Origin of the sequence: Protofrankia sp. CiP1_Cm_nod2, from assembly GCF_920664355.1 — a bacterium.
Classification (GTDB): domain Bacteria; phylum Actinomycetota; class Actinomycetes; order Frankiales; family Frankiaceae; genus Protofrankia.
The window spans coordinates 2,217-11,085 of the sequence record NZ_CAKKTL010000178.1 but is presented as its reverse complement, the minus strand read 5'-3'; the positions used below and the strand labels follow the sequence as shown (position 1 = coordinate 11,085).

7 protein-coding genes and 1 pseudogene are annotated in these 8,869 nt (G+C 72.5%); all 8 read left to right on the top strand.

Going from position 1 to position 8,869, the window contains the following annotated elements:
• A pseudogene (locus tag NBW84_RS17855) lies at window positions 1-521 on the top strand (ABC transporter substrate-binding protein); the annotation flags it as partial.
• Between the two features lie 13 nt (window positions 522-534).
• The gene (locus NBW84_RS17850) at window positions 535-1,485 is read left to right on the top strand and encodes an ABC transporter permease (protein ID WP_250285869.1); all 951 of its coding nucleotides are present in this window, start codon (window positions 535-537) and stop codon (window positions 1,483-1,485) included.
• Window positions 1,486-1,504: 19 nt separating this feature from the next.
• Complete coding sequence (locus NBW84_RS17845; RefSeq protein ID WP_250285868.1) at window positions 1,505-2,566, top strand: ABC transporter permease; 1,062 nt, start codon at window positions 1,505-1,507, stop codon at window positions 2,564-2,566.
• Window positions 2,567-2,751: 185 nt separating this feature from the next.
• Entirely contained in the window at window positions 2,752-4,440 is a 1,689-nt protein-coding gene (locus tag NBW84_RS17840) for a dipeptide ABC transporter ATP-binding protein (RefSeq protein WP_250285871.1), read from the top strand.
• Window positions 4,441-4,733: 293 nt separating this feature from the next.
• Window positions 4,734-6,950 carry a rhodanese-like domain-containing protein gene (locus NBW84_RS17835; protein ID WP_250285870.1) on the top strand — a complete coding sequence of 739 codons (2,217 nt, stop codon included), beginning with the start codon at window positions 4,734-4,736 and terminating at the stop codon, window positions 6,948-6,950.
• The gene (locus NBW84_RS17830) at window positions 6,947-7,174 is read left to right on the top strand and encodes a DUF433 domain-containing protein (RefSeq protein WP_250285867.1); all 228 of its coding nucleotides are present in this window, start codon (window positions 6,947-6,949) and stop codon (window positions 7,172-7,174) included. The genes NBW84_RS17835 and NBW84_RS17830 overlap by 4 nt, the downstream gene beginning before the upstream one ends.
• Complete coding sequence (locus NBW84_RS17825) at window positions 7,171-7,539, top strand: DUF5615 family PIN-like protein (RefSeq protein ID WP_250285866.1); 369 nt, start codon at window positions 7,171-7,173, stop codon at window positions 7,537-7,539. Before NBW84_RS17830 ends, NBW84_RS17825 begins: the two co-directional genes overlap by 4 nt.
• A 462-nt stretch (window positions 7,540-8,001) precedes the next feature.
• Window positions 8,002-8,817: a class I SAM-dependent methyltransferase gene (locus NBW84_RS17820; protein ID WP_445548321.1), complete on the top strand. Its 816-nt coding sequence runs from the start codon at window positions 8,002-8,004 to the stop codon at window positions 8,815-8,817.
• Window positions 8,818-8,869: the final 52 nt, after the last annotated feature.

The following is an 8,869-nucleotide window of genomic DNA, read 5'->3' as shown; positions in this document are numbered from 1 at the left end:
GCTGGGCCAAGGGCCCGGACGGCTACCGCTACAAGGACGGCCGGAAGCTGACGCTGACCTACCTCATCACCGCCTCGACCCCCGGCGAGCAGCTGCTCCAGGACCAGCTCAAGAAGAGCGGCATCGACCTGCAGCTCAAGGTCGTCACCAGCGCGCAGCTCACCCAGCTGACCACCGCCGGCGAGTTCGACCTCGCGGGCAGCTACCTGACCCGGGGTGACCCGAGCGTGCTCGGCTCGACCCTCGACCGGGCCGTCACGAAGAACTACGCCACCGTGTACTCCCAGGACGACGCCACGGCCGCCGAGGTCAGCAAGCTGTTCGCCCGCGGGCTGAACACGATCGACCCCGCCCAGCGCGCCGCGGCCTACAAGGATCTGCAGGACTACCTGATCGACCACGGGGTCGTCTTCCCGACCTACGACCGGGTGCAGGTGGCCGGGCTGTCGAACAAGGTCCACGGGTTCGCCTGGACCTCCGAGAGCTTCCTGCGCGCCAACGACATCTGGCTGTCGAAGTGACCCGACGGCCGTGATGTTCAGATATCTCGCCGGTAGGCTCGCCCAGGCACTGCTGGTGCTCTGGGCGGCCTACACGGTCACCTTCGTCATCCTGCACGTGCTGCCGAGCGACCCGGTCACCCTGCAGCTCGCCGCCGGCGGGGTCGACGTCAGCCAGCTCACCCCGGGCCAGCTGCACTCCATGGAGGCGCGGTACGGGCTCGACGAGCCCGTGCTCACGCAGTACTTCGGCCGGCTGTGGGACGCCCTGCACCTCGACTTCGGCATGTCGCTCACCCAGAACGTCTCCGTCGGCACCCTCGTCTCCGACCGGCTGCCCTCGACGATCGTGCTGGCCCTGGTCTCCGTCGGACTGTTCCTGGTGTTCGGCGTCGGGCTGGCCTACCTGGCCTCGTACGTCCAGTGGCTCCCGGCCCGGGTGCTGCTGCGGCGGCTGCCCGCCGTGGGCATCTCGCTGCCGACGTTCTTCGTCGGGCTGCTGCTCATCCAGGTGTTCGCCTTCTCCCTCGGCTGGCTGCCGGCCAGGGGCACCGAAGGATGGCGCAGCGTGGTGCTGCCGGCGGTCACCCTGGCGCTTCCCGGGTCGGCGATGCTCGCCCAGGTGCTCATCCGCAGCCTCGGCGACACCTGGCAGGAGCCGTACATCGTCACCGCCAGGGCCAAGGGGCTGTCGCGCTGGGCGGTCCAGCTGCGGCACGCGTTCCGCAACGCGGCCCTGCCCGCGCTCACCCTGCTGGGCGTGCTCGTCGGCTACACGGTGACCAACGCGGTCGTCGTCGAGACCGTCTTCTCCCGCAACGGGATCGGCCAGCTGGCCCAGCAGGCCGTCCTCGGCCAGGACGTGCCCGTCGTCCAGGCCGTCATCGTCATCGCAGCGGCGATCTTCGTCGCGGTCAATCTGGTCGTCGACCTGCTCTACTCGTTCCTCGACCCTCGCGTCGCCCACACGGCCCGGGTCACCTAGGGTCACTGAGGCAGGAATCATGTCCGAGAACATCCTGGTCAAAGGCCCGGGGCAGGCTGCCGTGGGCGCCCCCTCGGCCCCGGTACCCGCGTCCGCCGTGCTCCCGGTGCCGGCCGCGGACGATGCCAGCGCCAGCGCCGGCTCCCGCCCCGATGCCGGGAGCGGCCCCGACGCCGGGAACGGCCCTGGCTGGACGGACACCGGCGACGGCCGCCCTGGCGAACGGCATCCGGCGGGTGGGCGCCTCCGGCGGCCCGCGGCCGCGGCATACGAGGTGGCACGGCCGTTCCTGCGCCGGCCGGGGTTCGTCCTCGCCGCCGCGTTCATCGTGTTCGTCGTGGTCTCGGGGCTGTTCCCCGGGCTGTTCACCTCGTACGACCCGACCGCGACCGCGCCGGCGGAGAAGCTGCGCGGGCCAGGGCTGGAGCATCTCTTCGGCACCGACGAACTGGGCCGGGACCTGTTCTCCCGGGTCCTCCACGGCTCGGCCCTGACGATCAGGGCCACCGGGGGAGCCGTGCTGATCGCGGTCGTGGCCGGGCTGGCCATCGGGGTCATAGCCGGGTTCCTGGGCGGGTGGATCGACAGCCTGCTCATGCGCACGGTCGACGTCGCGCTCGCGCTGCCGCTGCTCCTGCTGGCGCTGGCGATTGTCACCGCGCTGGGCTTCGGGACGCTGCCGGTGGCGATAGCCGTCTCGGTGGGCATCGTGCCCGGGTTCGCGCGCACGACCCGGGCGGAGGTGTTCCGGGTCAAGGGGCAGGCGTACGTCGAGGCCGCCCGCACCGGCGGCGCCTCATGGCTCAGGGTGATGTGGCGCCATGTCCTGCCGAACTCGTGGGGCCCGGTGATGGTGCTGGCCATCCTCGACTTCGGCACCGCCGTGCTGAGCATCTCCTCGCTGAGCTTCCTGGGCTTCGGGGCCCCGCCGCCCGCCGCCGAGTGGGGGACGCTGATCTCCAGCGGCCGTAACTACCTGGTCACCAGCCCATGGCTGTCGCTGCTGCCGGGCCTGTTCGTCGGCCTGGTCGTGTTCGGCCTCAACCACGTCGCCCGGACTCTCGAGGAGGTGCGCCCGTGAGCGAGGGAGCCGAGCGAGCGGAGTCGTCGCCCGGCGCAGCCGGGCAGCTGCGGAGCGAGGGAGCGACGCAGCGGACCGGAAATGAGGCGCGCGAGGGAGCCGAGGGAGCCGAGGGAGCCGGGGGAGCCGAGGGAGCGACGCGGCGGACCGGGGGCGCAGCGGGCGAGGGGGCCGGCGCGAACATCGTGGAGCTGGCCGGGCTGTCGGTCGGCTACCGCAGCCGGGGGCGGACGGCCCTCGCGGTCGACGGCCTGGACCTTACGATCGCGCCCGGCGAGACCGTGGCCATCGTCGGCGAGTCCGGCTCGGGCAAGACCACCACCGCCAACGCCATCCTGGGGCTGCTGCCGGCCAACGGGCAGGTCGTCGCGGGTTCGATCCGGGTGGCCGGCACCGACATCACCACGGCCCGGGAACGCACCCTGCGGGCGGTCCGCGGCAGCGTCGTCGGGCTCGTCCCGCAGGATCCGATGGTCGGTCTCAACCCGACGATGCGCGTCGGCGGCCAGGTGGCCGAGGCCGTCCGCCGGCGCGGCGTGGACAGGCGGCTGGTGCCCGCCGAGGTGGTCGAGGCCCTGGAACGGGCCGGGCTGGACGAGCCGGTGCTGCGCGCCCGGCAGTACCCGCACGAGCTCTCCGGTGGCATGCGGCAGCGGGTGCTCATCGCCATCGCGCTGGCCGGGCATCCCCGCCTCATCGTCGCCGACGAGCCGACGAGCGCGCTGGACGTCACCGTGCAGCGCACGATCCTCGACCATCTCGGGCGTCTCGTCGCCGAGACGGGCACCTCCCTGCTGATCATTACCCACGATCTCGGGGTCGCCGCCGACCGCGCCGACCGGGTGGTCGTCATGCAGCACGGGCGGGTGGTCGAGCGCGGCGATCCGGAATCGATCATGCTCGCCCCCCGCGACCCGTACACCCGGCACCTCATCGAGGCCGCCCCGGCGCTGTCGCACTCCGGGCAGGTCGTCCCCCGCTTCACCGAGGTCGCCCCGGCGCCGGAGATCCTACGGCTGGAGGCCGTCACCAAGGACTTCCGCCTGCCCAGGACGTCCGGCGGCGACCGGGTCTTCCGGGCGCTGGAGGACGTCACGCTCTCGGTGCGGGCCGGGCAGACCCTGGGCCTGGTCGGCGAGTCCGGCTCGGGCAAGACCACCGCGCTGCGCATCGCCATGGCCCTGGACAAGCCCACCAGCGGACGGGTGTTCCTGGACGGGAAGGACATCACCGCCGCCGGCTGGTCGCAGCTGCGGCCGCTGCGCCGGCGGTTCCAGCTCGTGCACCAGAACCCGTACTCCTCGCTGGACCCGCGGTTCAGCGTCGAGGAGAGCATCGCCGAACCGCTGGTCTCCTTCCGGGTCGGCAACCGGGCCAGCCGGGCCGTCCGGGTTCGTGAGCTGCTCGACCAGGTCGCCCTGCCGGCGGATTTCCGTGACCGCAGGCCGCGGGAGCTCTCCGGCGGGCAGCGCCAGCGGGTGGCGATCGCCCGGGCGCTCGCGCTCGGGCCCGAGCTGGTCTTCCTCGACGAGCCCGTCTCCGCGCTCGACGTCTCCGTGCAGGACCAGATCCTGGGGCTGCTCACCGGGCTTCAGCGGGAGCTCGGGGTCAGCTACTTCTTCATCTCCCACGACCTGGCGGTCGTCGCCCAGCTCTCGCACGAGGTCGCCGTGCTGCGCCGCGGCCGGATCGTCGAGAGCGGCCCGGCCGCGGCCGTGTTCGCCGCGCCCGAGCAGGAGCACACCCGTGAGCTGCTCGGCGCCATCCCCGGGCAACGGTTCGCCGCCGCGCTGGCCGCGGCCGCCCGACCGGAGGGAGCACCGGCGAGGATCCCGCCGCCGGGAACGGACGGGATTCCGGTGGGACCGGAGTAGCTCCGGCCCCACCGGGACCGGAGAGGATCCGTCCGGGATCGGCGGAGACCCCGTTGACACCGTAGGCCGTGTCTGATGGATGGTGGTTGGTCTGGTGACTGGTGGTCGTCCGGGCGCCGCCCGTCCGACCGAACATCCGTCCGACCGAACATCCGTCAGGCACGGCAACAGGTGTCCATCGGAGGTTCCCGGGCGGATTCCCGTTCGGGCTTCCTGTCGAATGCCCGTACGAAAAGCCTGCGACAGGCCTGTGACAGGCTCGTGAAGGGCCCGTGCGAAAGGAAGGTAGTGCCATCAGCGGCAGGTACGTAGTCATCGGGGCCGGCGCGGTGGGCGCGACCGTTGCCGCGCAACTGGACGGCGCCGGGATCGCGGTCGTCGCGGTGGCCAGGGGTGCGAACCTCGAGGTGTTGCGATCCCAGGGCCTGCGCTACATCCGGCCGGACGGCGACCGGCGGGTCGCGCTTGAGGTCGCAGGCGGCCCGGACGAGGTCGACCTGCGCGCGGACGACGTGCTGGTGCTCGCCAGCAAGTCGCAGGACTCCGAAGCGCTGCTGCAGCAGTGGGCGTGGCGCCCGGTGGACGTGCACGGCAGCGTGCGCACAGCCGCGGAGGTGCTGCCGGTCCTGCTGTTGCAGAACGGCCTGGACAACGCCCGGACGGCGCTGCGGCGGTTCGCCACGGTGATCGACGCGGTGGTCATCATCCCGTCCTCGCACCTGCGGCCGGCGGAGGTGATCTCCCCGGGCGCGCCGATCGCCGGCGCCTTCTACCTCGGCCGTGCCGGCCGCGTGCCGCGGGGGAGCGACCCGGTCGAGCCGGGCCCGACGGTGACGAACCCGGTGGTGGACCCGGCCGTGGAGCGCGTCGCGGCCGAGCTGCGCCGGGCCTCCTTCGCCGTCCAGGTGGTCGCGGACATCGCCCGTTGGAAGGCCGGCAAGCTGCTCGGCAACCTGGCCTACAACCTCGACGCGCTCTACGCGCCCAGCGAGCTGCGCGACACCGCGTCGGCCGCGCTGGTGGACGAGGCTCGGGCGGTGTTCGCCGCCGCCGGCATCGAAGCCGCCGACGTGCAGACGGACGGTGGCCTCGACCTGTCCCAACTGGTCGTGCACGACATCCCCGGCCATCAGCGGCAGGGCAGCTCCACCTGGCAGAGCCTGGCCCGCGGCGGCTCGGTCGAGTCGGACTTCCTCAACGGCGAGATCGTGCTGCTCGCCCGCCTGCACGGCCTGGACGCGCCGGTCAACGCCGGGGTGCAGCAGCGGATCGCCACGGCGTCGCTGACCGGGACACCTCCCGGCGGCCTTGGCCAGGCCGACCTCGCCGCCCTGCTGGCGTCGGCGGGCCACGCCCCGGCAAGCGCGGGCGAAGCCGCCGGGGCGACCGATAAACCTTCTGTGGCATTCAGCGAACAGTCTATTGCGGAAGGTGAAGATATCGTGACGGTTGGTGAGTCCACTGTGACGGCTGGCGAACACACGGGGACGATCGGTGAAACTGGCGGGACGGTCGGCGAACCCGCCGACCAGTCCGGCTCCCGGCACGGCGATTCCGACCGCTCCAACCAGTCCGGCCGCTCCGGCCGGCCGGTGGTGCTCGTCGATGCCAAGCAGCTGCACGACGAACTGTCGTCGGCCGCGCCACCGCTGCTGCTCGACGTCCGCTGGGCTCTCGGTGATCCGCACGGCCGCGAGCACCACCGGGACGGTCATCTGCCGGGCGCGGTCTACGTCGACCTCGACACCGAGCTCGCCGCCACGCCGGGCGGGACCGCCGGCCGGCACCCGCTCCCCGACATCGCCGCGCTGCAACGCTCGGCCCGGGCCTGGGGGCTGACCGCCGGGCGGCCGGTGGTGGTCTACGACGACAACGGCGGGCAGTCGGCGGCCCGGGCATGGTGGCTGCTGCGCTGGGCGGGCGTGACCGACGTGCGCATCCTCGACGGTGCCCTGACCGCCTGGCGGGAGGCCGGCTTCCCGCTCGAGACCGGCGAGACCGTCCCGGCGCCCGGGGACGTCGAGCTCACCGCCGGGCACCTGCCGGTGCTCGACGCCGACGCCGCCGCCCACCTGGCCGGCACCGGCGTCCTGCTCGACGCCCGCGCGCCGGAGCGTTACCGCGGCGAGGTGGAGCCGGTCGACCCGCGCGCCGGGCACATCCCCGGCGCGGTCAGCGCGCCGACCGGGGAGAACCTGGACGGCGGCGGGCGCTTCCTGTCCGAGGACCTGCTGCGCGCCCGCTTCACCGCGCTCGGTGCCGGTGCCAGCGCCGGTGACGCGCGGCCGGTCGGGGTCTACTGCGGCTCCGGGGTGACCGCCGCCCACCAGATCGCCGCGCTCGCCGTGGCCGGCATCGACGCCGCCCTCTTCCCCGGCTCCTGGTCAGCCTGGTCCTCCGACCCCACCCGCCCCGTCGCCACCGGCGAGCGGTCTCCCGTCCGGGCTGAACAGCCCGACGATCATCGGGCCACCGGCTCGGAAGGTCCGCCGGTAGACTCCCAGCCATGACCACCGCCGGCCGCGTCACCGCCGACCCCGCCATCATGGCGGGCGCACCGACGATTCGCGGTACCCGAATCACCGTGTCCGCGGTGCTGGGCCAGCTCGCGGCTGGCTCGACGGTCGATGAGCTGCTCGCCGACTACCCGTCACTCACGCGCGACGACGTGCTCGCGGCTCTCGCGTTCGCCGCGGAGACGATGCCGCAGGAGCGCCCGTTCATCGCCGCATGAGGATCCTCGTCGACGAGAACCTCTCGCCACGGGTCGCCGAGCTGCTGCGCGACAAGGGCATCGACGCGACGCACGTCCTCGAGCACGAGCTTGGCGGTTCTCCAGACACCGAGGTCAGCGCGTTCGCCGTCACCGAGGGGCGTTCGATCATCTCCGCCGACAGCGATTTCACCACTCTGCTCGCGCTCAGTCGTGGCACCGCTCCCTCGCTCGTCCTGCTCCGGTCCGGCGACCAGCTCAAGCCGGACGCGCAAGCCGCCCTGCTGCTGGCCAACCTGCCTGCGCTAGAAGCCGACCTCGAACAGGGCGTCGTCGTATCGCTCAGCGCGACCCATGTGCGGGTTCGTCGACTCCCACTTCGCTGAGTGCCGCTACTCCCGATCCGGCATCCCCCTGCTCCCACCCTCTCACCGGCTCGCCCTGCTCGGCCTGGCCCTGCTCGGCCTGGCCCGGCTCATCAGCTCGACCTGCTCGCTCCGGTCTCCCGCGATCATCCCCCGCCCGGCAGCCCCCGCCCCTGTCGCCGCCGCCCTCCGTCTCCTGGCAGGCCCTCCCGATGTCCCGCCCGCGCCGGGTAACGAGTATGTAAGTGGCTGCTGTAGCAGCCACTTGCTCTCTCGTTACTGTGACCGCCTCGGTCTCGAGGCGTCGAAGCCGAAGCCGACGCCGGCGCAGCCCCCTCCCTTTCCCCAGGCTTCCTTTTCCCGCCACTCCTTGACCGGCGAGGGAAAAGGGATCATGACAGCACGTGCGTGAGTGGCTGCTCCCTCGATCTCAATATCCTGATCAGGTCAGGATGTGTGATCGGGCTCGTGGGTGGGGGCGACGTGGCGGGAGATTCTGGTGGGAGTACTCGGGCTGCGGGGGGTGCAGGGGATTTTGACTATGAGGCGCACGGTGACGGCTACGCTCGGCGGCGCCGTACCGATCCGCGTATCGCGGCCCTGATCCATGCTGCGCTCGGCGATGCCCGGACCGTGCTCAACGTGGGCGCCGGCGCGGGCTCCTACGAACCGGCTGACCGCCACGTCGTCGCGGTCGAGCCGTCCGCGGCGATGCGCTCCCAACGGCCGCGTCACCTTGCCCCCGCGATCGACGCGACCGCCGAGGAACTGCCGTTCGACGACGGCAGCGTCGACGCGGCCATGGCCACCGTGACGGTCCACCAGTGGGCCGACCCCGACCGCGGGCTGCGGGAGATGCGCCGGGTCAGCCGCGGACCGGTCGTCGTGCTCACCTTCGACGGCGACACCCTCGACCAGTTCTGGCTGGCTGACTACATTCCGCAGCTCATCGCGGCCGACCGGCCACGCTACCCGGCCATCGGGCACATCCGTGCCGTCCTCGGCGGCGCGAGCACGGTGACCCCGGTCCCGGTGCCGATCGACTGCGTGGACGGGTTCACCGAGGCGTACTACGCCCGCCCGGAGGCGTTCCTCGACCCGGCGGTGCGCCGCTCCCAGTCCGTGTGGGGCTTCGTCGACGCCGACATCGCCGAACGCGCGGTCGCCCGACTGCGCCACGACCTCGAGTCAGGCACCTGGGATCGCCACTACGGTGCGTTACGACACCAGCCCGAATTCCATGGCTCCCTGCGGCTCGTCACCGCCCTCCCACCCAGCGACACAGCACAGGCCGACTGAGCCGCCAGCCAAAACTGGCCAGACGGTGCCACGCCGGCCAACGTCAGCCCGT